General features: G+C 61.1%; 28 protein-coding genes. 23 read left to right on the top strand and 5 right to left on the bottom strand.

What is annotated here, in order from left to right; all coding sequences use genetic code 11:
* The 20 genes from JKL46_RS01485 to JKL46_RS01390 all read left to right on the top strand — a co-directional run bounded on the left by JKL46_RS01485 (nt 1) and on the right by JKL46_RS01390 (nt 13,787).
* Nucleotides 1–474 carry a DNA circularization N-terminal domain-containing protein gene (locus JKL46_RS01485; RefSeq protein ID WP_246529081.1) on the top strand — a complete coding sequence of 158 codons (474 nt, stop codon included), beginning with the start codon at nt 1–3 and terminating at the stop codon, nt 472–474.
* Complete coding sequence (locus JKL46_RS01480) at nt 471–1,190, top strand: hypothetical protein (protein WP_201829548.1); 720 nt, start codon at nt 471–473, stop codon at nt 1,188–1,190. The genes JKL46_RS01485 and JKL46_RS01480 overlap by 4 nt, the downstream gene beginning before the upstream one ends.
* Entirely contained in the window at nt 1,187–2,248 is a 1,062-nt protein-coding gene (locus JKL46_RS01475; RefSeq protein WP_201829546.1) for a phage baseplate assembly protein, read from the top strand. Before JKL46_RS01480 ends, JKL46_RS01475 begins: the two co-directional genes overlap by 4 nt.
* Nucleotides 2,248–2,637 carry a phage baseplate assembly protein domain-containing protein gene (locus tag JKL46_RS01470; protein ID WP_201829544.1) on the top strand — a complete coding sequence of 130 codons (390 nt, stop codon included), beginning with the start codon at nt 2,248–2,250 and terminating at the stop codon, nt 2,635–2,637. The genes JKL46_RS01475 and JKL46_RS01470 overlap by 1 nt, the downstream gene beginning before the upstream one ends.
* Nucleotides 2,637–2,900 carry a PAAR domain-containing protein gene (locus JKL46_RS01465; protein WP_201829542.1) on the top strand — a complete coding sequence of 88 codons (264 nt, stop codon included), beginning with the start codon at nt 2,637–2,639 and terminating at the stop codon, nt 2,898–2,900. Before JKL46_RS01470 ends, JKL46_RS01465 begins: the two co-directional genes overlap by 1 nt.
* Before the next feature lie 10 nt (nt 2,901–2,910).
* Nucleotides 2,911–3,420, top strand: a complete 510-nt coding sequence (locus JKL46_RS01460; RefSeq protein WP_201829540.1) for a phage GP46 family protein — start codon at nt 2,911–2,913, stop codon at nt 3,418–3,420.
* Complete coding sequence (locus JKL46_RS01455; protein ID WP_201829538.1) at nt 3,417–4,508, top strand: baseplate J/gp47 family protein; 1,092 nt, start codon at nt 3,417–3,419, stop codon at nt 4,506–4,508. Before JKL46_RS01460 ends, JKL46_RS01455 begins: the two co-directional genes overlap by 4 nt.
* Nucleotides 4,509–4,518: 10 nt before the next feature.
* The gene (locus JKL46_RS01450; RefSeq protein ID WP_201829536.1) at nt 4,519–5,217 is read left to right on the top strand and encodes a putative phage tail protein; all 699 of its coding nucleotides are present in this window, start codon (nt 4,519–4,521) and stop codon (nt 5,215–5,217) included.
* Nucleotides 5,217–6,359: a glycine-rich domain-containing protein gene (locus tag JKL46_RS01445; RefSeq protein WP_201829534.1), complete on the top strand. Its 1,143-nt coding sequence runs from the start codon at nt 5,217–5,219 to the stop codon at nt 6,357–6,359. The genes JKL46_RS01450 and JKL46_RS01445 overlap by 1 nt, the downstream gene beginning before the upstream one ends.
* An 11-nt stretch (nt 6,360–6,370) precedes the next feature.
* A complete protein-coding gene (locus JKL46_RS01440; protein ID WP_201829532.1) occupies nt 6,371–6,799 on the top strand; it encodes a hypothetical protein in 429 nt (142 codons plus the stop codon).
* Nucleotides 6,800–6,967: 168 nt separating this feature from the next.
* A complete protein-coding gene (locus JKL46_RS01435) occupies nt 6,968–7,348 on the top strand; it encodes a hypothetical protein (RefSeq protein WP_201829530.1) in 381 nt (126 codons plus the stop codon).
* 2 nt (nt 7,349–7,350) lie between these two features.
* The gene (locus JKL46_RS01430; RefSeq protein WP_201829528.1) at nt 7,351–7,593 is read left to right on the top strand and encodes a hypothetical protein; all 243 of its coding nucleotides are present in this window, start codon (nt 7,351–7,353) and stop codon (nt 7,591–7,593) included.
* Nucleotides 7,594–7,595: 2 nt separating this feature from the next.
* On the top strand, nt 7,596–9,035 hold the full coding sequence (locus JKL46_RS01425; protein WP_201829526.1) for an SGNH/GDSL hydrolase family protein: 1,440 nt from the start codon (nt 7,596–7,598) through the stop codon (nt 9,033–9,035).
* Nucleotides 9,036–10,147: 1,112 nt separating this feature from the next.
* Nucleotides 10,148–10,852 (top strand): NlpC/P60 family protein, encoded by a 705-nt coding sequence (locus JKL46_RS01420; protein WP_201829524.1) that lies wholly within the window; start codon nt 10,148–10,150, stop codon nt 10,850–10,852.
* A gap of 59 nt (nt 10,853–10,911) precedes the next feature.
* Entirely contained in the window at nt 10,912–11,397 is a 486-nt protein-coding gene (locus JKL46_RS01415) for a hypothetical protein (RefSeq protein WP_201829522.1), read from the top strand.
* A gap of 4 nt (nt 11,398–11,401) precedes the next feature.
* Nucleotides 11,402–11,785 carry a hypothetical protein gene (locus tag JKL46_RS01410; protein ID WP_201829520.1) on the top strand — a complete coding sequence of 128 codons (384 nt, stop codon included), beginning with the start codon at nt 11,402–11,404 and terminating at the stop codon, nt 11,783–11,785.
* Nucleotides 11,782–12,249: a hypothetical protein gene (locus JKL46_RS01405; protein ID WP_201829518.1), complete on the top strand. Its 468-nt coding sequence runs from the start codon at nt 11,782–11,784 to the stop codon at nt 12,247–12,249. The genes JKL46_RS01410 and JKL46_RS01405 overlap by 4 nt, the downstream gene beginning before the upstream one ends.
* Nucleotides 12,250–12,445: 196 nt before the next feature.
* Nucleotides 12,446–12,709, top strand: a complete 264-nt coding sequence (locus tag JKL46_RS01400; RefSeq protein ID WP_201829516.1) for a hypothetical protein — start codon at nt 12,446–12,448, stop codon at nt 12,707–12,709.
* A gap of 255 nt (nt 12,710–12,964) precedes the next feature.
* Nucleotides 12,965–13,156: a hypothetical protein gene (locus JKL46_RS01395; RefSeq protein ID WP_201829514.1), complete on the top strand. Its 192-nt coding sequence runs from the start codon at nt 12,965–12,967 to the stop codon at nt 13,154–13,156.
* Between the two features lies 1 nt (nt 13,157).
* Entirely contained in the window at nt 13,158–13,787 is a 630-nt protein-coding gene (locus JKL46_RS01390; protein WP_201829512.1) for a Fic family protein, read from the top strand.
* Here the strand turns inward: JKL46_RS01390 and JKL46_RS01385 are convergent, their stop codons facing one another.
* Nucleotides 13,788–13,967 (bottom strand): hypothetical protein, encoded by a 180-nt coding sequence (locus JKL46_RS01385; protein WP_201829510.1) that lies wholly within the window; start codon nt 13,965–13,967, stop codon nt 13,788–13,790.
* Between the two features lie 982 nt (nt 13,968–14,949).
* On the opposite strand from JKL46_RS01385, the gene asnB reads away from it, so the two are divergent.
* The 3 genes from asnB to JKL46_RS01370 all read left to right on the top strand — a co-directional run bounded on the left by asnB (nt 14,950) and on the right by JKL46_RS01370 (nt 18,696).
* The gene (asnB, locus tag JKL46_RS01380) at nt 14,950–16,893 is read left to right on the top strand and encodes an asparagine synthase (glutamine-hydrolyzing) (protein WP_201829508.1); all 1,944 of its coding nucleotides are present in this window, start codon (nt 14,950–14,952) and stop codon (nt 16,891–16,893) included.
* Between the two features lie 156 nt (nt 16,894–17,049).
* Nucleotides 17,050–18,171: a glycosyltransferase gene (locus JKL46_RS01375; protein WP_201829506.1), complete on the top strand. Its 1,122-nt coding sequence runs from the start codon at nt 17,050–17,052 to the stop codon at nt 18,169–18,171.
* A gap of 159 nt (nt 18,172–18,330) precedes the next feature.
* On the top strand, nt 18,331–18,696 hold the full coding sequence (locus JKL46_RS01370; RefSeq protein ID WP_201829504.1) for a hypothetical protein: 366 nt from the start codon (nt 18,331–18,333) through the stop codon (nt 18,694–18,696).
* A 67-nt stretch (nt 18,697–18,763) separates the two neighbouring features.
* Here the strand turns inward: JKL46_RS01370 and JKL46_RS36230 are convergent, their stop codons facing one another.
* The 4 genes from JKL46_RS36230 to JKL46_RS01350 all read right to left on the bottom strand — a co-directional run bounded on the left by JKL46_RS36230 (nt 18,764) and on the right by JKL46_RS01350 (nt 23,600).
* Nucleotides 18,764–19,903: a collagen-like domain-containing protein gene (locus tag JKL46_RS36230; protein ID WP_281399821.1), complete on the bottom strand. Its 1,140-nt coding sequence runs from the start codon at nt 19,901–19,903 to the stop codon at nt 18,764–18,766.
* A 139-nt stretch (nt 19,904–20,042) separates the two neighbouring features.
* Complete coding sequence (locus tag JKL46_RS01360; RefSeq protein ID WP_201829502.1) at nt 20,043–21,749, bottom strand: flotillin family protein; 1,707 nt, start codon at nt 21,747–21,749, stop codon at nt 20,043–20,045.
* A 24-nt stretch (nt 21,750–21,773) separates the two neighbouring features.
* Nucleotides 21,774–22,430 (bottom strand): OB-fold-containig protein, encoded by a 657-nt coding sequence (locus JKL46_RS01355; protein ID WP_201829500.1) that lies wholly within the window; start codon nt 22,428–22,430, stop codon nt 21,774–21,776.
* A 12-nt stretch (nt 22,431–22,442) separates the two neighbouring features.
* The gene (locus JKL46_RS01350; RefSeq protein ID WP_201829498.1) at nt 22,443–23,600 is read right to left on the bottom strand and encodes a PspA/IM30 family protein; all 1,158 of its coding nucleotides are present in this window, start codon (nt 23,598–23,600) and stop codon (nt 22,443–22,445) included.
* Between the last annotated feature and the right edge of the window lie 191 nt (nt 23,601–23,791).

Below are 23,791 nucleotides of genomic sequence, written 5' to 3'. Positions count from 1 at the left end.
ATGCGCAACTGGGTCGAAACTCTCCGATCGGCATCGTTTCGGGGAGTGCCATTCTATGTCGAGAGCGAGGGTGTTTCGGCGGGCCGGAACATCGTTGTTCACGAGCATGTCAGGTCAGAGGAGGTCTGGGCCGAGGACATGGGGCGGAAGGCAACGCGCTACCGCGTGAATGCCTATGTAGCCAATGACCTTGCTGACATCCATGGTCAAGCGCTCATCGCGGCACTGACTGTCCCTGGCGCCGGCATGCTTGTGTTGCCGATGGCTGGTCCGGTCTCAGTGATGATCTCAGGGGACATCGGGACCAATCACGAGCGTTCGAAGCTGGGTTACTTTGGGATCCAGTTCGAGGCGGTGGAGGCTGGTGGTGCCTCACTCTTCCCAAGCCTGCCGCTTGGTAATCGTTTGGCAGCCACGGCTGCCGGCACCATCGCCGGGGCAGCCCGAACCTATCTCGGAGGCTTCAGACCATGACGGAGCGCGTAACGATCGCCGCCGGCGTGGTGCAGGGTCTCTGCGATCAAGTGGAGAGCCTTCGCACCGGTCTGACGCTCGACGCCGATGTGGCAGCTGATATCGCGACGCGCATCGCCCGCACCCGGGCGGGGCTCGTTGGCGCCGTGCTGGTCTCTACCATCGCCAATGCTGTCGGTGACCTATGCGACATCATCAGGGATATGGGCAGCGAGGCCGACCCTGCTGAAGTCGAAGGCCTAGGCGCGGCGGCCATACCGCTCCTGACCAATGCCATCCCGGCGACGTCTTCGCCGGCGGTGACCCTGGCCTCGGACTTCGCTCGTGCAGCGGTTGCCTGTGTTGAGGCTGCGGTCATGGCTGAGGTCGCTGTGGCGGTGGCCGAGCGCTCCTACATGGATAGGCCATCGGCGCAGGCGGCGTCCGGTCGTCTCGCCAATCTTGCAGATGCCTCGCTTGAACGCATCGCTGAGAACGGCGGCGAGGATGTCTGGCGGGCAGCGTCCGACGCTGTGCGGCAGGCTATCGACTATCTCGGCCGTGGCGCCCTGGATCTGAAGCCAGTCGTGCTCGTCGAGGCGATGCGCTCTTTCCCGGCCACGGTGCTCGCCTGGCGCCTCTATGGCGACCCAGAGCGCGCTGAGGAGCTGGTAGAGCGGAATAGCTGCACCACCCCGCTCTTCATGCCCACGTCACTGGAAGCCTTGGCAGAATGATCGACGAGATCGTCACACTGGTCGTTGGAGGCCAGAGGCTGTCCGGTTTCGAGGAAGTCAACGTCACGAGGTCCATCGACCAGGCAGCGATTACCTTCGGACTGAAGGCGACCAATCCAGCTTGGCATCAAGACGCCTGGGCGTTGCGACTGGGCGCGAAAGTCGAGCTCTATTCCAACGGCGACCTTCTATGCAGTGGCTACATCGACAGCTACGAGGCTGATCATGGCGAGGGCGCCACACATGAGGTTCGGGTTTCCGGACGCTCAAAGGCGGCCGATGCCATCGACTGTCCGCCGGCGAAGCACAAGACGGGGCGCGTCGAGGGCAAGAACCTTGAGGAAGTCGCGCGGGAATTTGACGAATTCGATGTCGGCTATAAGGCGGACGTCGAACTGAAGCCCATTCCGAAGGTGCAGAGGCATCCGCTGGAACCCCTGCATCAGACGCTGGCACGGGAGGCCTACAAGCAGGGCCTCCTGTTGGTGGGCCAGCCGGACGGGTCGGTCCTCATTACGCGAGCCGGGACGAAGCGTCATACCGGCGCGCTGGTCGAGGGCTACTCTCCGATCAAGCGATATGGCGTGAAGTTCTCGTCCGAGGGGAAGCACAGCGATATCATCGTCAAAGGTCAGAGGGCCCTTGGCACGAGTCCCAAGGATCTCCGGCAGGAGGTCAAGGAATACGACCCGGAAGTCGGGCGCTATCGACCGCTCATCATCTTCCTGGAAGGCGACGGCACCGAGAAGGAATTGAAGAACCGTGCCCAATGGGAGCGCCTGCGTCGGCAGGGCGAGGGTACCTCAATCACCATCACCGCAAGCACCTGGCGCGATGAATCTGGCCTCCTCTGGGACCCCGGACGGTTGATGGCGATCAAACTGCCGTCGGAGCGGGTCGATCAGGACATGACGCTTTCCAGCGTCACATTTCGGCAAAGTGTGACCGGGGGAACAACCGCAGAACTGACCTTCGTCGACCCGCGCAGCCACGGCGGCAAGGATCCGAAGGGGAAATCTGACAAGGCTTACGGCACCAAGGCAGGGACATTCGAGTAATGTTCGATCCATTCCGCATGCAGTTGATTGAGACCCAGGATAGTGACGGTCAGCAGACCGTCAGCGTGATCGGCGTCAATGGGGATGAGTATACGAAGGTCCATCGTGTCCAGCAGTTCGGACGCTCCGCGATCCCTCCTGTGGGTTCACATGGTATCGGCATTCCGCTGCGAGGGCGTAGGGACTTGGTTCTTGCCTTTGGGCTTGAGCATCCACAACACCGGCCGCGCCTGCAGAACCCAGGCGAGCACATCATCTACGATGCGTTCGGATCGATGATTTCTCTCGTCCAACAGAACATGCGGTTTGTACACGCTCAGAAGGTTGAGATGGTCTGCGACGGCGCCACCATCGTCATGGAAGGCGGCAAAGTGAAGATCAACGCCTGATGCCGAGAGTGGCCAGACTAGGCGATCCTTCCAGTCATGGTGGGGTCATCATCTCGTCGGCATCCCGGACGGAAGCCGACGGCATCCTGATCGCCCGCGTGGACGATCTCCATTCCTGCCCAATCCCAGGCCATGGGGTGACCCCGATCCTCACCGGATCTCCGAATCTTGAGGTCGAGGGCAAGCCTGCTGCCCGTGTTGGATCTGTCTGCGGGTGCGGTGCCGTGATCTCCGACGGCTCGCCGAATTTCGAGTGCTCCTGAAAGGGCGCCCATGCTCACAATTAAACCGCTGTCGACGGCGGACCGCACGGTCCTGCCGCCCGATGTCGTGATCATCGACGGTACGACGGGCGACTTCGTTCTGGACGAGCGCACCGGCCTGAGGGCTCAGAACCCGATCGCCACGGCGATTGCGCTCTGCCTGCTGACCGATGCCCGCGCCTCTCAGGACGAGCTCCGCCACGAGCATGCTGGCGATGCCCGCGGCTGGCCGGGCGACGGATTCGACATCGATACCTCACGCGGAGAGACCGAACTCGGCTCCAAGCTCTGGCTCTACCGGCGGCATGAGCTGATCGATGAGACGGGCAGGGCGGTCGAGGACGAAGCCCGGCGCGCTTTACAGACTCTCATCCGTCAGGGCCTCGCTACCCGCATCGACGTCAGGGCGACGGTGCAGAAGGCTGAGGGCCGCATTCTTCTCGAGGTGGCCGTTATCGGTCGCGATGGCCGCAACACCGCCAATGTCCGCTTCGATCCACTCTGGAAGCTCATTCAATGACGTTTGTTGTTCCGAAGCTGTCTGATCTGTCGCAGCGGGCGCGGCTGATCATTTCAGAGGCGACCGAAGGCGCCACGATCGATCTGTGGCCGAATCTCTTTCCCATCCTGGCCAAGATCCTCGCCCTTCTCGGCAAGGAGTGGCACCTCCGGCTGAAGTTCCTTTATCGGCAGTTGTTCGCGTCCACCGCCGATGAGGTCTGGCTGGTGCGCCACGGCTTCGAGCTCGGCATCACTCGGATTCCGGCGAAGGTCGCCACGGGCTATGTCACGGTCGATGTCCCTGTCTCGACGGTCGTGCCGTACGGCATCACCTTTAGGCGCGCCGACGGGGCGCTATTTAGGACCCGCACGAGCGCGATCGGGGCAGGGGCAGGCACCAGTCTGGAGTTCGAGGCCATCGACGCCGGCACGCTCGGCAATACCGATGCAGCTCAGACCTTGACGCTGGTAGACACCGGCGTCGTCACGGGGCTCGGCGATACAGCGACCGTCTCGGCGGGCGGACTTGGCGGCGGCGCAGATGTAGAGCCCATCGAAACGCTCCGGCAGCGCATTCTAGATCGAAAGCGCAACCCGCCTCAGGGCGGATCTGCAACAGACTGGATTAGGTGGACCAAGGAAAGCTCCGGCGCAATCACTCGTGTCTTCGTCGACAGTTTCATCAACGACAGCCGTGAGGTCTGGATCAGCTTCCTTCGATCTGATCGCACCAATGGAATCCCGACGCCATCTGACGTAGCCGCGGTACAGGCCTATGTCGAAGATCCGATCCGGCGCCCGGTAACGGCACGTGTCTCGGTTGTGGCGCCGGATCCCCAGCCAGTAGACATCACCATCACAGGCCTATCCCCTGACACTCCGGCCATACGAGCAGCGGTCGAGGCTGAGCTCGACGCCATGTTCGCGGACAAGGTCGCCCCAGCGACGCCTTCAACGAACTTCATCCTCTGGCGGGCTTGGATCTCAGAGGCGATTTCCCGGGCGACAGGCGAGAATAAGCACACGCTGACGGTTCCGGCATCCGACCTGACGTACTCGACGGCCGGCCAGATGCCGGTGCGCGGCGTCGTCACTTACCCTTCCTGACGAGATCTCAATGGCGATTCCTGACGGCTGGCCGTGCGCACTGCTCCCAGCGCAACCACCCTCTGTGGCTGACCGGGAAGGCGGGCCGGCTGCCAGCGATCTCCTGCCTCAAGTGATCGCGGTCGCGCCTCGCGGTCCGATCTGGGGAACGGACGAGGTCAGCGACGGCTCTGGCGCTTCCCCGGTGATGCGCAAAGTCTGGACAGCATTGGCCGGCTGGCTGTCTGATTACTACAAGGCAGCGTTCGAGGCGGCGATCCAGACGTTTCCCTCAGCCATCACCTATTCGCTCGACGATTGGGAGGCTGAATACGGACTGCCGGATCCTTGCACTTCGCCGGCCTCCGGCGACACGGGCCGCATTAACGCTGTGCGGGCTCGCTACGGTGCGCAGGGCGGGGCAAGTCCAGCCTACTTCATCTGCCTTGCCGCATCGGTTGGCTTCGACATCACCATCACAGAGCCAAGCGACTTCATCTGCGGCGTCTCTGAGTGCGGCGGAGATGACACCGTAGTCGCGGCGAACATGCATCACGAGTGGATCGTCCACCTGATCAATCTCGGAGACATCTGGTTCTACGCGGGTGAGGGAATCGTGGGCGAAACGCCGCTCGGCGGCTTCGTCGTTGCAACTGACCTGGAATGCATTCTGCGGCGCGTAGCGCCCCTTCATACCACCCTCATATTCGACTACAGCGGAGTCGCCTAATGAAGTACCAGCCTCCCGTCGGCGGGGCCGCCAATGACCCTTATGTCAACCGGAACCTCGGGACCGGCACGCAGGGGTCCCGCGTGCCCGCCGAGGCCATTGAGCATCATCTGCGCGAATTGCACTCGCTCATCGAGAAAAGTGGGCTTACGCCGAGCGCAACGGACCTTTTGCAGCTTTTAAAGTCGGTTCGTTCGCAGGCCCTGAACTGGCGTACGATCGGCGGCACCGCGAACGCTTTAACCATGACGCTGGATCCGGCGCCGGCGTCATATGCCGACCTGCTCGGCGTGCCGCTGCGCGGGTTGGTTGCGACGACCAACACGGCAGACGCGCCTACAATCAATGTCAACGGACTCGGCGCCAAACAAATCACTCGCCGAGTTGCCGGAGCCTTGGCGAACGCCAAGAAAGGCGACCTTCCTGCGGGGTCTGTTGTGGAACTCTTCTACAACGGGACAAGCTTTGAAGTCCTGAACCCTGGAACGGCTGACATCACAAACAGCTTCACGACCATCCAAGCTTATACCGTGCCGGGCTCCTATACCTTCGTTGTTCCGGCGGGAATCCGGCGTCTTTATATGGAACAGGTCGGCGGCGGCGGAGGCGGAGGCGGCGGCAACCAGGGCGCTGGCGGATTCTCAGGAGGTGGCGGCGGCGCCGGTGGCTATGTCGTGTCCGGCCAGTCCGTCAATCCCGGCGACAGCGTTTCCATTACGGTCGGCGATGGCGGCGCGGGCGGCGCGGGAACGACAGTTGGCGGGCAGGGCGCGGCCGGGCAGTCCAGCGTCATTTCACTAGGTGGGTCATTCACTATTACTGCGGCGGGCGGCGGAGGCGGCAACGTCGGCGGCCCTTGCGCTCCGGGCAACGGCGGTGCCGGCACCGGCGGTGCGTCTAACAGCCTCGGCATCGCCGGCGGATCTGGACAGGCCGGGCTCCTTTCGGCCGGCGTGACCTGGGTCTTCGGCGGGCTCGGCGCGTCGAGCTTCTTCGGCGGGGGCGGGTCGTCCAATTCTGGGTCGGCTGGATCGCCAGGACCGTCCTTTGGATCGGGCGGTGGTGGCGGCTGGTGCCAAAGCGGCTCAAACGCTTATGCCGGCGGCAAGGGCGGCGTGGGCGCTGTCATCATTCGTTACTAAGGGTAGGCATCATGAAATATGTCCGCATTGTCGGAGACCTCGTCACGAACGTCATTGAGTTAGATCACGAACCGACATGGGGCACCGAAGAGGAAGCGGCGCTCTGGCGTCGCGTCCACGGGAACACGGTCGTGGAAAACTATTACACGGTCAACGAGGATGGCACGTTCTCGCCTCCGCCTGGTCCGGCACCGGTGGTGCAGAGACAGTTCACGTTCCTCGAGTTCATGGACCTGTTCACGGACCAAGAACAACTGACACTCGTCGAGGCGTCGATGTCCATACCGGCAATCAAGCTCTGGTACGACAAGGCCCTCGGTGCGCAGTTCATCGACCTCGATGATCCTCGGACCGAGCCGGGTCTCCAGGCTCTCGTGAACGCTGGGTTGATCTCTTCGGAGCGCAAGGCGGCTGTCATGGCAGGGCGGGGGCCAGAATAACTCGCTTCGCATTCTGTCGATTGCGCCCGCTTCCGAGCGGGCTTTTTCATGCCCGGAGTCCCCATGAAGGCCCCGACGTTCAATTCCAAGGCGGACTGGCGCTTCAATGCCCAGTTCCTGCGGACGGATCCGCTTTAGCGGCCTGTAATCCCCTAGCCCGAGACATCGATGAAGACCCTCAACTTCAACACCAAGGCGGTGTGGAGCGCGCCCGTGCGCGTGGCCGACGCCGACGGGACGACCTATGGGGTGCCGGTGATCCTGACGGGCTCCCGGCTGAAGCTGTCCTGCATGGATGCTGCCGGTGCCCTGGTGGGGGAGGCCACCACTGACGACGGCTCAATCGTCATCGTGGATCCCGCTCCGACCGCATCGAACCAGCCCGAGCCGAACCTTGAGATCACGCTAGCCGTGGATGACCGCCCAGGCTTCGTGCGGAGCCCATCCCAGCCCATCAGCGTCATGGCTGACCTCTACCGCTCCACAGACGGCTCTGAGCCCTCCGAGTGGGTCTGCCGAATTCCCATCACCCTCTATCCCGGAGCCTGAGCATGGCCGTTCCACAGCCGACCGGCACAAAGCTGGTCACCGCTTTCACGCGCGGCGTTCAGGGGCCTCTGCCTGAGCACGAGGTCGACGGAGCCCGCATCCGCTTCAGGCAGCAGGACAGCACCTGGGGCGACTGGGTCGAGTTCGACCAGACCGAAGAGATCGCAGCGCCGCTCGTCCAGATGGCGACCGCCTATGCCAACCAGTCCACCCGCATCATTCAGCTTATTACCGGGCAGATCTGACCATGACGATTCAACAGGATATCGCTGCTCTCACGACTGCTGTCGACAACATGACGGCTGCGGTGGTGGACGACGCCACGACCCGTCAGCAGGCGGTGCAGGCTGCGCAGACGGCGGCCACAGAGGCAGCCGGTGCGGCTGAGACGAAAGTGGCTGAGGCGATGGAAGGCCTTGGCTCTGTCCCCATCACCCCCACCGGCTCCCCAGTCTCTGACACGCTGGGGAATATTCTGGCTGCCAGTCAGCCAATCCTACCGACGATGGCTGCCCTCGGGGACAGTATCACCGACCAAAGCACGATCATTGGTACTAATTCTGTAAGCTTTTCACCGCGCGGGTTTCTAACTTGGTTCCGGTTCTACACCCGTCAGCGGTTCCATTTCCCCGCCAGCAACAACTTCGGTGTGCCCGGTGATAAAACTTACGACATGGTGCAACGCCTCCCTGCCGTTATAGCGGCAGCTCCGGGCCTCTGTCATATCCCCGCTGCCACTAACGATGTTAATTCCGGTGTTGAGGTTCAAGACACTATTGATAACCTGACTGAGATTTATGATGCGCTCTATAAGAATGGAACCGTTGTTTTTGCTTATCTGATCTTAGGCCGTTCCGGTGCTAACGCCTTCTCCGCTCTACAGTTAAAGAAGGCAAATGCCATCAACTCATGGATCAAGGCACAGGGGCGTATCCGCCGCAACTTCTATGTTGTGGATTGCGGCACGGTCTTTGATGATCCGGCCGCGCCGACATGGACTGACCGTACCGGCTACACGACAGACGGACTTCATCCAGCCAACATTGGAGCCCGCGCCATTGGCAGACGCGCCGCAGACATAGCGGATAAGGTCTTCCCCGATTGGTTCTACAGCGTCACGAACCAATCTGATCTGTACGATCCAGGCGAAAACCCAAGGGGCAATCTTGTCCCTAACGGGATGTTCAACGGTGGCACGACAGTGGCCACAAGTTGGACGTTTAATACCTCCTCGATGGGTGGTGGCGTAGCTACGGCATCCAAGGTAACGTTGGCTGATGGGCGTCCAGGACAGAAGATTGCTCTCAGCGGCGCGGCTACAGGATCAAACCTCGGCCCGCATCTTCAGGCGAACCTAACGACGGGAAGCTTTCAGGCTGGCGATGAGTTGGAGGCGAGCGTCGAGGTAATCCTCAACAATCTTGTAGGCGCCTTGTCTGTGACAACAGAGCTTTGGACCGTTGAAAACGGAACGAACTACTGGGTCCGCGATTTCGAGCGGGTGGCAACAGTACCGTTCCCAACAGCAGCCGACGCGGGGGTTATGCTGACCCCGCGCCGCAAACTGATAGCCAATCCGAGCGCCATGTACCTGTTCTTGTATGTGCGCTTCATGTCCCCCGCGTCATCGCTGGCCGTCTCGGGCGATGTGACCTTTGCATCCGCATCGGTGCGGAAGGCCAACTAACCCCCTCCCATTCCCACGTCCAGCCATAGGCTCGCATAAGGCGGGCCTTGATTGCGGAGAGGATGATATCAGCTATACTGAGAATGCCCGCCGCGTCATTACGTAAGCCAGTGGTCGAGCTACCTACTTCGGTAGGTGTGGCGTTGGTTCAAATCCAACCGGAAGACGCGGCGGGCAGAAGCATTACTTCTTGGTGCTATTCAGCACACGCGGTTCCAACGGGTGTCCCGTCCAGACTTCTGTGGTCGCTGAAATGATGTCCTGAATGTCGCTCGGGCCTACCGCGATGGCGGGGCGTTCAACTCGTCGCCAAGGCACTGATGATCTAACCCCTCCCATCCCCACGTCCAGCCATAGGCTGAGGGAAGGGGGTGAGACCCCCAATCGACATTGGGAGAGAAACGCCCCAGCTGAGGCCATTGTCGAAAACCTCAGCCAGGGCGCCCAGCGGAGGGGTAGAGCCTCCGCATTTGTTCGGGTGAGTACTGAGCTACCCGCCCGGTGCAATCATCCTGACCGAGCAAGGTAAACAACAGGTGTTTGATTGGGGCGCCCTAGCCAAGTGAGTTTCGCTTTGATCTTGGCCAGGGCGCTGGTGGTTGCTTTTCCAGGGGGGATACAAGCAATCCACCAGTAACAGGATAATCTCTTCGGGCTGTCTCTCAATGTCCCAGAAGGTGGGGCCTGTGGTCCCTGAATATGCGTCATCGCATTCTGGAGTAGTTCCGAGATAGAAACGCCCCGACCGAGGGGTGTATGTGAGTACCTCCGGCCAGGGCGTGTGCGGCTCATGAGCATAAGTCGCGGGGCATGAACTAGGCCTCGATCTCTGAACTGTCAACGCCGCCCTCTGAGGCGGGAATAGACCTCCTTGCTTATCTGTCGAACCTGTGGCGCAGCTCTGTCTAAGCAAAGAATGAACGTCACCGCGAAGCCTGCAGTGAGGGTGGCGACAGCAAGGGCAATGCACACGGACAGCATTGGATAGGCAACCGCTGAAAGAATGGCGACGAGGCGCAGACAACAAGCGGTTGATCAAGCCTGATTCCGTAGCTGGATCTATTCGGCATTGAACTGAGACTTTTCTGCATCATCCATATCACGAGGACATCATGAACGTTGCTGAGATCCAGCGCGCTCTCTTGGCGCGCGGCTACGCCTTGGGCAACAGCGGCCCTACCAAGAACGGCGTCGACGGCGATTGGGGACGGCTCTCCACCGCTGCCGCCAAGGACTTCCAGGCTAAAATGGGCCTGAAGGTCACCGGTCAGCCCGACGAGACGACCATCGTGGCGCTCGGACTGCGCAAGGCGGGTCCGGTTCTCCCAGTCTGGCATATCGAGGCGGAACGGCTGAAGGGCGTCAAGGAGATCGCGGGCGCGAAGTCAAACCCGACAATACTCGGATGGGCCAAGGCGCTCGGCGGCTGGGTCGCATCCTTCTACAAGAATGACGACACGCCCTGGTGCGGACTGTTCATCGGCCACGTGATAGGCAAGACGCTGCCGGGGGAGGTTCTGCCGTCGAACCCACTGGGCGCGCTGAACTGGCTCACATTCGGCCGAGCGCTCACCGTGCCGACCGTCGGCGCCATTGCGGTCTTCAAGCGTCCCGGCGGCGGACACGTCGGTCTCTATGTCGGTGAGGACGCGACAGCGGTGCATGTGCTCGGCGGCAACCAATCGAACACGGTCAACGTCACGCGCGTCGGCAAGGACCGCCTGCAAGGCTACCGCTGGCCTACAACTGCGGCCGCGCCAGCCACTGGCCGCGTGCATCTGACGAGCTCCGGCAAGCTGTCCACGAACGAGGCCTGACGCCTCCTGCGCTCGGTCGCGCGCATATCCCGCGGCTACTTCCCGAAATGGAGATACCCATGAACCTAGTTCGTTTTCCCGGCGTGCTGATGCTCGTCTTTATTCCCTCCATTGCCTGGGCTCAGGTCTTCGATACCCGCCTCGGTGCCGAGGGTATCTACGACATAATCTCACCGTACGTCTTCATGCTCGCCAGTGCGGCCGTCGTCGGCATCCTGACTTGGCTCACGAACATCGTGAAGCAATGGACTGGGATCCAGATCGAGGCGAAGCACCGCGAGGCCCTGCACAGCGCCATGATGACCGGTGTCGCAGCTGCCCTCGCCAAAGGGCGCCTGAAGGCGTCAGAGGTGTCGATCGACGCCAAAAGCGTGATCATCAAAGAGGCTGTCGAATGGGCTCAAAGGTCTGTTCCGGATGCCCTCAACGCTTTGGGTGCAAGCCCGTCGGCGCTAGCTGAACTGGCGGCCAGCAAGATTACGCTTCTTGCAGAGGCACCGGCTGGCAACGCGGCGGGCTCGCCTGAGAAGCCTGCCGGGGTCTGATTGAATGACGGACATCCCCGATCTCGGCACGAGCCCGCCCGCCATCATTCCCATTAGAGAACTTGAGAACCTGGCTAGATTGGCGGCGGATCATGCCGTTGCTCAAGCCCTGGCAAAGGCACCTTCAAAGGAAGAGGTGAAGCAGATCGCGGAGACGGCGGCCATCAACGCAGCGGAGGCGGCGGTGGACAAAGCCATTGACCGCTTCCTCGAGCGGATCGGCGTCGAACCTGACGAAATCGGACGGCTTCGCAAGGACCTCGACGCTCTGCGCTCATGGCGCGAGATCAAGGAGGCCATGGTCAAGCAGGGCTTCCTGTCGATGGTCGGTCTCTTCGTCATGGGTGTCTGCACCCTCATCTGGTTCAAAATGTCAGGTGGCAAATGACCAAGCGCAAACTCCTGGCCGGCGCCGTGGTGTGGCTCGTCATGGGTCTCCTCGGCATGGTGCTGTTCTATTACGTCAGCCCGATCTTAGAGGCGCGCTTCGCCCCGGTCCTGACCGAGCAGCGGGTTGAGGTGATAGAGCGTGAGCCGACGAAGGTCTGCTGGCGCTACTCCTGGCACAAGGAGCGCTATGCCCAGCCGACAGTCATCGCCTGGTCGCTGGTGGTCGATGGGACGGCGGTTGAATACCCGGCTGTCGTGTCCCGAAAGAGGGACGGAGAGTTGATCCGGGATATCAAGACAGCCACCCTCGGTCCTGGATCCAATGAGTTCTGCGCGAAGATCCCCCTCGAGTTGGATAACGTTCCGAACCTGACCCTTCGAGGATCGGCCAATTACGCGCTTCGGCACGGTCTCTGGACCGTCTGGCAGGAGCTGCCCGTCCTCAAGGTCCCACCTATCTAGAGCTTCCCCGTCGGCTGGCGTCGGCGGGGGAGGCCCCGGAAGGGGCGTTTCCTCCCTAAACTTGGCCCTCCCGAGCTTCGGCTTTGGAGGGCCTTTTTGTTTTCACCGCTATTCCCGCAGTTCACAGGGCGCACTGCATGGTTTGATCGTCCTGCCCGGCATATGTTCTCATTCTGTTCACGTTGAGGGGCTATGCATGAGTCGCCGCAGAGGGATGTCGATCGAAAACTACCGGAAATTCCATGGGCCGGATTTGCTCAAGATGCTGGGCGAGACGCGGCGGCAGCTATGCGGGGCCAGCATCCCGCTCAACACTGCGGAGTATCGGGCCGCCGGAGAGATTATCGCCAGGATCGATGACCTGGCCGAGCTGCTGACGGGCGACCGAACGCACTTCCACCTGAAGGCCGGTCCATCGCCTTACCCTTATGGGCCGTCGAGCAAGCCGCCAGGGGCTTAGGCTGCCTCTGGCTGGCCGGTGAGCTCGGGGAGGGCGGTGGTTTCGCGGGAGTAGGTCATGGGGGAGGGGTGAAGGGAGGCTTGCGTGAGCCTTATCTCCGAATTGCCGAGGCAGAAAACATGACTTGGCAGGAACTGGGCTAGCCTATAAGGCGTATTAACCATACATTTTAAACCGGAATCAACGCTCCACCCGTGCATATGACTTTGCAATCTGGGAGGTAAGCCATTGATCGAAGGTAATAAAGGAGGCGCTATGACCGATCTTAGGACCGATGAGTCGCTCTTGGCACGCCTGAAGAGGGCCACCTCAAGAAACCCGTCGCGCGCTCAAGTCGAGCGGCAGCGGATATCGTTCATCATGGGTTCGCTCCCCGAGGAGAGCGATATGACCCGTGAGCAGATCCAAGACGTGCTGGAGCAGCAGGAAGGCAAGAAGCAGGGCTAAAATGATTATCCACGAGCTGACCAACAGCGAAGCTCACCCTGTATACAAGGCCCTTGAAGTCGCTAATGGTAATCGTCAGTACGATTTTTTGAGATCTATCGTGGCCGCTTCATTAGATATGGGGCGGCCCTTTCTCTCTCAGCACGTTATTAAGGCCTTGAATTTCCAAGCGATTACTTGTCTGCATATCGCTGCAGGCGAGTATAGGCCTTGCGACGTGCAGGTTGGCCCTCATATTCCGCCGCCATACTATCGCGTTTCTGCGGCGATGGATGACTTCATCAACCAAGTGAACCGCAACTGGGAGTCTGCGGATCCGATTTTCCTCGCAACCTACGTCCTCTGGCGGCTCAATAACATTCATCCATTTATTAATGGCAATGGCCGTACTGCGCGAGCAGCCTGCTATTTCGTGCTCTGCCTCAAGCTTGGCGGATGGCCTGATGGCGCTCCGATCCTGCCCGAACTTATCAGACGTGAGCGAAATGAGTACTGTGATGCGCTCCAGAAGGCTCATGATTCATTCTCTGCGACTGGCAGTCCGGACCTCGCCCACCTTTTTTCAATCGTCGAGCGCCTGATGAACGAGCAAATCCAATCTGCGCAGGCGGCTGCCCCACTTCAGCCCTGATCACTCCTCTGGAAGAGAAGCAGGAGGAGGAGACTCCATTTGCCGTTTCTTGGCGAGCCATCGCCACTCGGCCTGTTGAGCAGCGTCGAGCAGCCGGCGCCATTCAGGGCTTCGGGTGTGCCCTTTGTAAGCCCTGACCTGCCGGTTGGCCTCATAATAGGCGGCTTCCTCCTCGGTCACGTCACCTCCCTTTCTTGTAGAGAGAGGGCTTTTGTGCCCTCCGTCCTTATTACATTCGTCCTCGGGAAAGCATAATCAGCCTCCCGCCAAGCCGCTATGCCGATGATAACAAAATCGGTGGGACTCAAGGCGGAAAAAGCCTAATGATTCCAGCGAATGACTTTGGGTCCCACTTCGGCCTAAGTCTTTGGGGGATAAGGCTTAGTGTGTTCCGCCCCTGGGCACCATTTATCTCCTTGAAGTAAGAATCCTTTTCGAGCCCGCTTCGGAGGTTCGCGCACTCCTGTTTCCTCTCCGCCGGCTCCAGAGCCTTCGAACGAAGAGCAGGGAACAAGCGGGGCATCGCCGACGGCCTCCATAGCCTCAGGATGGATCCATCCTGCCGCTGCCAACCCGTCAGAGCACGGCAGTGATCGGCCCGCTCCGGGGACATCTCCGTGAGTCCATCGCCTTTGTCGCGATCACGTTTGCCGGGCACCTCGCACGTTCGATGGTCCAATTTCTGGAGATCTGGAGAGAAGATCCACCGCGGCGCGCGCCCTTAAGATGTACTTCAATTGGTAGCCTTGTGCCGTCGTTCGTAACCCAAATAGAATCTAGCTGCGGCGTGCCGACATGCGTAATCTTTGCCTATGGGAGTGATTGCTTATCAATCAAACGAACGGATTAACCGGGTACAACTGGGTCGGAGTAGATCAGCAGACGCAACTTGATCTCATATTCGCCTCGCGTGAGATTCGATGAAGAGGAGGCCATGAGCCCGCAGCGCAAGCGGTCCCTGTCGACAACGCTCGTGACCGAGGTTCGTGTGTCTGAATTGGATCGATCTGAATAGCTACCTACCCTCCAATCCCAGACGCACGCGATGATTCACTCCTTCCGGGTCTTCCGCATGTCGCCACTTGCTAAGTTAGATTCAAGGAAGCGCAGGTTCCGTACTGCAGCCAAATAAAAAACGATACCGGGTGAGGAGACAGGCAGAATGTGCGGCATATTCGGCGAGTTTGGATCTCCCCAATCCTCGACAAATTCCGATACATACGCCGGGCTGCTGAATGTCCTGGAGCATCGAGGCCCGGACGATTACGGACTTGAAAGCGGCAATAACTGGATGCTCGGCTTTCGGCGGCTTGCGATCATCGATTTAAGCCCGGCAGGCCATCAGCCCATGTCCACGCCCGACGGGCGTCATTGGCTGGTTTTCAACGGCGAGATCTACAACTATCTGGAGCTTCGCCGCAGCCTTGAACAGGACGGTGTGACGTTTCGGAGCGGATCCGACACGGAAGTGCTTCTGCAGCTTCTCGTGCGCCATGGCCCCGCTGCATTGCAGCGCTTGAACGGCATGTTTGCCTTTGCCTTTGTCGACTTGACGAAAAGGACATTTCTTCTCGCGCGCGATCGTCTCGGGGTGAAGCCTCTCTACTGGTACAATCAGAGAGGAAAATTGCGCTTCGCTTCCGAGTTGAAAGGGCTTCTTGCTTGGCCCGACGCCCCGCGAACGATCAACCGGAAGGCTGTTCTGGAATTCCTCTCACTAGGCTATATTCCAGCCAATTCATGCATCCTGGAAGGTTATGGGAAGCTGGAGGCCGGCACGTATGCTGAAGGCTCCCTGGACAGGCCGGCCCTCAATACCACCCGCTACTGGTCCGTCGATATCTCTCCGGATTCCGGTTCCGGTCCGGTCACGACGGAACGGCTGTCGGAGTTTCAGGATCTTCTGGCCGATGCCGTCAAAATTCGCCTTCGAAGCGATGTGCCCGTCGGCATATTTCTGTCCGGTGGAATCGATAGCGGCCTCGTGGCATCGTTCGCGGCCGAGTCCGCCGCACCACCTCTCGCACTGACGGTCGGATTTGCGGAAGAGTCGTTTGACGAAACGTCGATCGCCAAGGAGACGGCGGCGCATCTTGGCTTGAAGCTGAAGGTTCTGCAGCAACGCGCGGCAAGCATCGACGACATAGACCGGCTTTCATGGACCTTCGACGAGCCCTTCGGCGATGCCTCGGCTCTGCCGACCATGCTTCTGTGTTCCGCCGCGTCCGAGCACGCAACGGTCTTTCTGTCGGGGGACGGGGGAGACGAGGCTTTCGGTGGATATCGACGCTACCTCGAAGCAGCCCGGCATTGCTGGATCAGTAAAGTTCCGAGCGCCGCCAAAATGGTTGGATACGCGCTGTCGCGTGTGATGCCGCTCCATTCCGGCTTGCGCTATCGCCTGGCCAAAGCGACCCTTCCTCATGACCAGATGGCTGCGGTTTTCGATGGGCAGGGCATGACACGCGACCCCGCGCTTCGCTCCATCCTGCCGCGGGATCTGCTCGCTCAGGCCGGCGATGTGCTCGACTCCGTGCATGTGAATTGGGAGAACGGGTCGAGGCTCGATTCGCTCTCACGTCAGAGAGCTTTGGATTACCGATTGTATCTGCCGGACGATGTCCTGGTCAAAGTCGATCGGGCTTCGATGGCGAGCTCCATCGAGGTCAGGTCGCCGCTCCTGGATTATCGGGTGGTCGAATGGGCTGCGACGCTGTCTCCCGCGGCTCTCGCGAATGGCGAAGAGGGAAAGCTGCCTCTCCGCCAACTTGCTCGCCTCAGGCTGCCTGCCAAGACGGCACACGCGAGGAAGAGTGGATTTGGGGTTCCGATCGGCGCCTGGATGCGGCAACCTCAATGGAGGTCCATGATCACTGACCGTCTGATGGGTGACGCATCCCGTGGGTGCGACCTTTGGGACGCGGCTGGAGCAAGCCGTCTGCTGGATCTGCATAACCGCGGTCGCCGTGACTTTTCCGAGTATCTCTGGCGGCTTCTTGTCCTCGATTCATGGAAGCGGCAGCATTTGGACGAGAACTCCTACCAACATCAACTCAAGGGTAGTGCGCTTCGACCCAACACCAGTCGAGTAGCCGTGAGAGCATGAGGCTGGAACGGTCCCGGGCTGATGCGGCACGTTCGCATGACGGCTCACAAACCCAGAGGACATCAGCGTTGCGATAGAACTCTAGAGTGCTTCGAGATCGCTGATGACAATATGTGAATCGATATGGTTCGCTCAAATGTCAGGTAAGCCCAAGTGATGGGTGAGCGCACACGAATCTTGTTCTTTCTGCCAACCTTGGTCGCCGGCGGCGCTGAACGTGTCGTGCTGACGATCATCCGAAATCTCTCGAAAGAAAAATTCGACATTTCACTTGCCGTTCTCAATCGCCACGGCGATGTGCTCTCCCAGGATCTTCCTCCCGACATAAATCTGATCGACCTGAAGCAGATGCGTGTCAGATCATCCTTGCCAAGCATCACGCGGCTTATTCGCGATCATAATCCCGATATCGTTTTCTCGACATTGGACTACTTCAGCGTAGCCTTGGCCGCGACACGACGCTTCTGGCCACGCCATACGAAGTTCGTTGCCCGTCCAACGATCTTGCTGAGCGCGTCGTTGGCAGGGCGCCGCATCCCTCACATCTGGCGCGGTCTCACCAAAGCTGCCTTGTCGACTGCCGACCAAATCGTGTTCCAGTCTCCGGAGATGCGGGATGATTATGCGACCCATCTCAACTGGAAAAAGAAATCCGGAATCGTGATCCGCAATCCGATCGATCTTGCGCATCTGCGAAAGTGCGCGATCGAAACTTCCGATGAGGTTGAATTAGCACCCTCGACATTCAATCTCGTCGCGGCGGGGCGATTGGAGGCACAAAAGGGTTTCGATGTCGCCATCGAGGCGATCAAACTTGCGAAGCATCGGGATATCGACCTCACCATCCTGGGAGCAGGTCAGCTCCGCGAGGAATTGGAGCAGTATGCCTGCCGGATGCAGGTGCAGCATCAGGTGCATTTCGCCGGGCATAGATCGAACGTCTACCGGTTTTTCTCGCGTGCCGACGGGTTCCTGTTGTCTTCGCGTTTTGAGGGCTTCCCGAACGTCGTGATAGAGGCGCTCGCCTGTGGCACGCCGGTCGTCGCAACACCTGTTCCCGGTCTTGAAAGCCTGTTCGAGCAGCTTCCTCAATGCCGGTTGGCCAAGGGTTTCACCGCGGTGGCTCTTGCCGAAGCGATCGACGAATTCGTTCAGGCAGGGCGGAGGCACGTCTCACCCGATGCCGTCAGCGCTTTCGAGCTTCAATCCGTCATTGCTCAGTACGAAGAGATGTTCGTCGACATTCACCTTGCGGGCCGAAGGGGACGTTCAGGATAGCCGGCGGATTGATTGCTCTCGAGGCGACGGCGCGATCGCGGACCTGACGGCAGCATTCCTGCGCCCCGACGGAGTGTCATCAAACTGTCATAGAAACTTCACTGTTTTCGGTGCGCCAAGGCTGCTAACCGGGAGCGCCCTTACCGAAGAGAGAGCCCTATGGCAAAGAAGTCCCGTGTCGTCGGCGATGAACTCGTTCTCACTGCAAAAGCGATCCGGCGTGGCGAGAAGCTGGAGCGCACGCTGACCAAGCTCACCATTGTCCAGGAGGCGGGATCGCCTGCAGAGGCCTTCCTGAAGGCCGTGCAGAGGGGACTGGCGCAGCTTCGCAAGGAGGATGTCCCCGCCAATCGCGAAAGCGCGGAGAAGAAGGCTTCGGTCGAAAAGGCGGAGCCGGCGCCTCGCAAGGCGCCACGGACATCATCATCGCGCAAGACAGTCCGCAAGCCGAAAGCGATCGCCGAGAAGGCAACTGAGGCCGCTGCTCCCGCTGCGGAAACAAGCAAGCCGTCAACCGAAAGCTGAGACCCGGCGGGTTTCGCAACCGTCACCGCATCCTGCCGTTCAGCAGAATGCGGAGTGGCACTTCCGGTTATTTCTTCGCGCAGATTGCCCGTGCCTTCATGCCGGTCGGGCTCTCGCTGGTGGAGAAGCAGTAGACACCCGCCTCGTCCATGTCGAAGCGGTCGCCGCGGTTGCATGTGCCGTTGACGGGATATTCATCCTCGTCGCAGCGGGCCATGCATCGCGCCTGCGCGGCACATTCCTGCACCAGGACCCGCAGGATCGTTCCGGCCAGTCCCGACTTTCCTTCCGGTCCCGACTTGCCTTCCGGTCCCGCCTTTCCTTCAGGCCCAGCCGGGCCCTGCGGGCCGATGGGACCAGTGAGGCCGACAGGGCCGATGGGCCCTATCGGTCCCGGAGGTCCGATCGGACCGATATCACCGGCACCGCCCTGCGGTCCGGGAGGGCCCATAGGGCCAATGGTGCCGGCGAGTCCCACGGGGCCTGCCGGTCCGATGGAGCCGGGAGGTCCGGCCGGGCCCGGTTCGCCGCGCGGCCCGGGAAGTCCTTGCGGCCCTTGCGGTCCCTGATGTCCTGCCAACCCTTGCGGTCCCTGCGGCCCTGCAGGCCCGGGAGGTCCTTCGGAACCCGTCGGACCGGCCGGCCCGACGGGACCCGGCTGACCATCGGATGCGAGGCGCGCTTCTGCGGTCCCAGTCAGGCCGGGAGGTCCAGGAGGGCCTGCAGGCCCCTGCGGGCCCATGGGACCGGCCGGACCCTGCGGCCCGTCGCTGCCGCGCTCACCCTGGAGGCCTGAAGGCCCAGCGATCCCCTGCGGACCCGGCTCGCCTTTCGGCCCGGCAGGGCCCTGCGGGCCGGCCGGCCCGGGCGGGAGCGACGTCGCAGCGGCCTTCAGGGCATCGCCCGAAGCGGCCGGGCCCTGCTGCCCGCAAAATCCGATCACGACCTGCCGCTGCTCCTCCTCCGCCTGGATCGTCACGATGCAGGTGGCGGGGTGATACATGATGCGAAAGGCGAAGCGTCCATTGGCTTCCGATTTCGTCTGATACTGCTCGTCGAGGGATACCGGCGCCTGACGGGGCCTGCTCAACCGCCCGAGAACGCGCAATTCGCCGCCGGCGATCATGGCCTGATCGATGACGATCTCAGCCCGAACGGGGAGGCTGCCGGCAAGCACCATGGCGCCGGCAAACATGTACTTCAGCATCGGGCCCACCCCGCAACAAAGACGGCAAAAAGCGTCACCCGAGCGGGGCAGCGGGTCAATTCACCCGGAAGGATATCCGGGTGGTGCAGAAGTTATTCCCGGATCGCCGTACCGTGACGGACGATCCGGGACGATTCAATCAAGGGGCCTTGCCGGAGGCAGCAAGGGTATTGGGAGCCCCCGTAACATCTTCGACCTTGATCTGCCCTTTTGCGGTGACGGATCCGAGGAGCGTGTCGAGGGCGTTGCTTCCGCCGGAAAATCCGGCTTCGGCGAGAATGCTGTTCAGGATGGGCTTGTTCGCCTGAAGCGACAGGAGCTGCCCTGCCAAGCCATCCCCAAGACCAATTCCGCGTTCGGAGTTCGCCTTGCCGTTGACCAATCCGCCGGTATCGAAAATACGGATGTCCTTGATCTTCTCGATGGGCTTCACGGCCTCCGCCAGAGCCTCCGGAATGATGCGGATCCGCTCGCGGGTGAGCTCAAACTCGATGATGGCCGCAGAGAGCTTGTTGCGGGCCTCCGTCATCGCAGCCTCGGCCTCGGCCTGGGCGGCACCTTTCTCGCGAATGCCTGCGGCTTCGATCTTGGCGGCTTCTGCGTTCGCGAGCGCGATCGTCTTGATGGCATGCGCCCTGTCCTCGGCTGCGTCCTTGTCCGCCTGAGCCGCGACGGTCACATTCGTCGCCTCGGTCTCGGCATCCTGCTGCGCGGCGATGACGGCGATGCGCTTCTGGCGCTCCGCAATCTCGACCTCTCGTGCCGTTGCAACCTTTTCGTCGGCTGCGACAGCGAGCGCTTCTGCCTCCTTGGCGGCGGCCTTCGCCTCCGATTCCTCGCGGCTCTTGTTGGCAACGGCGATGGCGCTCTCCTGCGCGACGATCTGCACGTCGCGTCTCGCCTCCAGCTCGGATTGCTGAACGGCGCGGCTTGCCACGATGTTGGCGCTCTCCTTGATGCGCTTGGCTTCCGCCTCGCGCTCGGCAATGGCGAGCTCGGAGGCGATCCTTGCGGTTTCCTCCGCCTGGCGCGCCGCTGCTTCCTTTTCAGCCTGCTCGGCGCGGGTCTTGGACGTGGCATTGGCGATATCGCGCTGCTGGGCGAGTTCCGCTTCCTTCGAGGCTCGATCGATCTCGAGCTTGCGCTGAAGCGCCTCGCGATCCTTCTCTGCGATGGCGACTTCCGTATCGCGGACGACCTCGTTGCGCTCCTTCTTGCGCTGCTCGGTGATCTTCGTAAGGGTCGCCAGACCTTCCGCATCGAAGCTGTTGTTCGGGTTGAAATGCTTGATGTCGGTCTGGTCGAGCCGCGTCAGCGAGACGCTTTCGAGCTCGAGGCCGTTGGAGGTGAGATCGGCTGCAACCGTCTCCTGCACGGCTTTCACGAACTCCGTGCGCTTCTCCTGGAGATCGTTCAGCGACATGGTTGCTGCCACCGACCTGAGCGCGTCGACGAATTTCGCTTCGATCAGCTGACGCAGAGCATCGGCATTGTTCGTGCGGTCGCCGAGGGTCTGGGCCGCAAGCGCGATGGAATCGGCTTCCGGGCGCACTCTCACATAGAACTCGGCTCCGATATCGACCCGCATGCGATCCCGCGTGATCAGCGCATCGCCTTCGCCGCGGCGAACCTCGAGCCGCAGGGTGTTGAGATTGACCCAGGCGCTGGAGTGAAAGACGGGGAGAACGACGGAGCCGCCGTCGAGCACCACTTTCTTGCCGCCGAGGCCGGTGCGAACATAGGCTTGGTCGCGGGTCGAGCGCTTGTAGAGGATGCCGACCACCACGCCGATGCCGAGGATGGCAAGGAGGCTGAGGGCGACCGGGATGATGATGCCATTGAGCATGGTGGGTTCTCCGGAAGATCTGTTCTAGGTGATTGTCTTGAGGTCGTCGGGCGCTGGGATGACCAGGAACGTCGTTCCGTTTCTCTCGACGAGAAGAGCCTGGGCTCCGACCGGGATGGGATCGTGCCCGTCGGCCAGTTTGGCCATGGGAAAGTGCCAGTTCCCATGGGTGTCACGAACCTTCACGCGGCCTGCAGGGCCTCGGTCGAGCGGTCCCAGGGTGACCTCCGCAACACGGCCGATCAGGTCGGCATCGGACACCACATAGGTTTCATCGCGCGGAACGATGCGGGACACCAGGCGTGTCGTGAATCGCGTCGCGGGAGCGGCGAGGCCGAATGCGATAAAGCCGGCCACCGCGACGGGCAGGGGAGCCAAGAGGCTTGCGGCAAGCGTTTGAAGCATGAAGCCCGCGGCGGCAAAAGCCGCAAGCCACGTGATGATGACGATCAGCAGTGGAACCCGGCCCGCATTGATCCAGCCCATCAGGCCGCCGATGAATCCGGTCTCGCCCGTGTCGGCGTGGTACCCGCCGAAGGTTTCGGACTCGAAACTCTGATCGATGAAGTGGCTCAAGGAAAAGCCGGCGACCAGCGATATCGTCTCGATCGCGACAAGACACGTCATGACGAGACCGGCAACGATGAAGGGCTGGTAGCTTCCTGACAGCAGGACGTCCATGGAACGCTCCGTTTATTCCCGGGTCTTGGCCTTGAATGCGGCAAGACGCTCCTCGACGGTCCGGTCCCTGTGCAGCCGTTCCAGTTCGTTCATCTGCGAAGCGTGGGGATGGCCGTCCGAGGATGGGACGCCGGTCACGCGGGATATCGCTTCCAGGGAGCGGAGGCTCTTGTCCGCAGGCGATGCCGTGCGAGCAGCGCCGGCATGTGACGATGTCGCTGCCTGCTCGCTGGCCAGAGACCGCTTCAGTTCCGCAAGCCGCGCCTCGCCCTCGCGGCGCGCGGCGATGACGGCCTGAACGGCTCCTTGAGCCTCTTCGATGCGCTCGTTGACGTCGGCAACGGCAACCTGCAGGGCCGCTATCTGCGCCTCGATATCGATCTGCCGCCCGATCCCCGCCTTTGCGAGATCCTCACGCCCCTGCTGCAGCGCGGTTGCGATCTTGCCGGAAAGGGAAAGCTGTTCCGTATCCAGCTCGCGGGCACGGTTCTCGAGCCTGTGCTGTTCGGCCGTATGCTTGCCGAGCGCGGCGCGGGCCTCTTCGGCTTCACGGTCGATCTCCCGGATCGCCTGCTCGACGAGGGCGGCGGGATCCTTCTGCTCGGCCATGTCGACCGCTGCATGTGCGAAACCCGCGACCAGACGGCCGACACGGGATAGAATGCCTTCGTAAGCCATCGACTTCTCCTCTTGTGGACGAATGAATGGTTTGACCCCGATGACGATCTCGAAGCCTGCATCGCTGCGAACGAGGCGGGCGGGGGCCGACCCGCGCCAGCCCTCCAGGTAGCCGGCGACGTCGTAATGCACGGTGACGCGTCCCTGAACGGTCGATAGCGTCAGCGTCATCGGCCCCTTGATGGCATAGAGCTTCTCATCGAGCGGGATGCCGGGCAGGTCTTCTCCCCAGCTGCGCTGGGCGGCGAAATCGCGGATCCCCAAGAGAACCATCTGTGCGGGAAGCTGCGTCTCCGACCGGATGCGCTCGTAGGAAAGCCTCTGCAGCCGAACGATGTCGGATTTGATGCCCTCCCGGGACGCAACCTCCTCCAACAGGACCATCATGGAGGCGTATTGCACCAGGGTATCGGCAATGGCCTCCTGATCCGCCGGTCGGAGGTAGAGGACGTAGCGGAGACTGGACGACGGAGCTGATGCCCTGAATTTCATGTAACAATGTATAAGTGACCAACTTAGTCACTTCAAGACAAAAATAACGTTATCTCGTTAGAAAATTCGAGGTATCGGCTTTGTCTGTGTTTCCGCAACGAGAGGTCTGGGTGGGGTCCAGGTGCAGGTCAAGACGGACACCGGCAGCGCTCGCGCGCCGCTCGGGATGATGTTTGCGCGGTCAGGCTGAT

The organism is Microvirga zambiensis WSM3693, assembly GCF_016735695.1.
Classification (GTDB): Bacteria; Pseudomonadota; Alphaproteobacteria; order Rhizobiales; family Beijerinckiaceae; genus Microvirga; species Microvirga zambiensis.
This window is presented reverse-complemented; position numbering and strand designations above follow the sequence as displayed.